Origin of the sequence: Azospirillum sp. OGB3, assembly GCF_014192915.1 — a bacterium.
Lineage (GTDB): Bacteria > Pseudomonadota > Alphaproteobacteria > Azospirillales > Azospirillaceae > Azospirillum.
The window spans coordinates 1-1,028 of sequence record NZ_JACHYN010000074.1; the positions used below are offsets into that span (position 1 = coordinate 1).

Genomic DNA, 1,028 nt, shown 5'->3' on the forward strand with positions numbered 1-1,028 from the left:
GCCCGCGCCAACCTCGCCAAGACGCTGCTCTACGCCATCAACGGCGGCCGCGACGAGGTGTCGGGCGAGCAGGTCGGCCCGGCCTTCGCGCCGATCACCGGCGACGTGCTCGACCACGACACGGTGGTCGCCCGCCTGCTGCCGATGATGGAATGGCTGGCGCGCGCCTACATGAACACGCTCAACGCCATCCACTTCATGCACGACAAGTACATGTACGAGCGGCTGGAGATGGCGCTGCACGACCGCGACGTGCTGCGCACCATGGCCTGCGGCATCGCCGGGCTGAGCGTCGTCGCGGACAGCCTGTCGGCGATCAAGCACGCCACGGTCAAGGTGGTCCGCGACGAGCGCGGGCTCGCCACCGACTTCGTCATCGAGGGCGACTACCCGGCCTTTGGCAACAACGACGACCGGGTCGACGGGATCGCGGTGTGGCTGGTCGAGACCTTCATGGGTCTGCTGCGCAAGCAGAAGGCCTACCGCGACGCGGTGCCGACGCAGTCGGTGCTGACGATCACCTCGAACGTGGTCTACGGCAAGAAGACGGGCAACACGCCGGACGGGCGCAAGGCGGGCCAGCCCTTCGCGCCGGGGGCCAACCCGATGCACGGGCGCGACCGCAAGGGCGCCGTCGCCTCGATGGCGTCGGTGGCGAAGCTGCCCTACGCGCACGCCCAGGACGGCATCAGCTACACCTTCACCATCGTGCCCGGCGCGCTGGGCCCGAGCGAGGGCGAGCGGGTGGCCAATCTGGTGGGGATGCTGGACGGCTATTTCGGCCAGGGCGGCCACCACATCAACGTGAACGTCTTCGACCGCGAGACGCTGCTGCACGCCATGGACCATCCGGAGCTGTACCCGCAGCTGACCATCCGGGTGTCGGGCTACGCGGTGAACTTCATCAAGCTGACCCGCGAGCAGCAGATGGACGTCATCAGCCGCACCTTCCATGGGGCGCATTGACGAGTTGTTGAGCAGCGGCGTGTTGCCCCCACCCTGACCCTCCCCCGCTTCGCAGGGGAGGG

The 1,028-nt window shown here is 68.4% G+C and carries 1 protein-coding gene; it reads left to right on the top strand.

Features of this window, described 5'->3' with window-relative positions:
* Positions 1-966 (top strand): pyruvate formate lyase family protein (locus FHW79_RS32325; RefSeq protein ID WP_183182692.1); only part of this gene is annotated, 966 nt, incomplete at its 5' end.
* Positions 967-1,028: the final 62 nt, after the last annotated feature.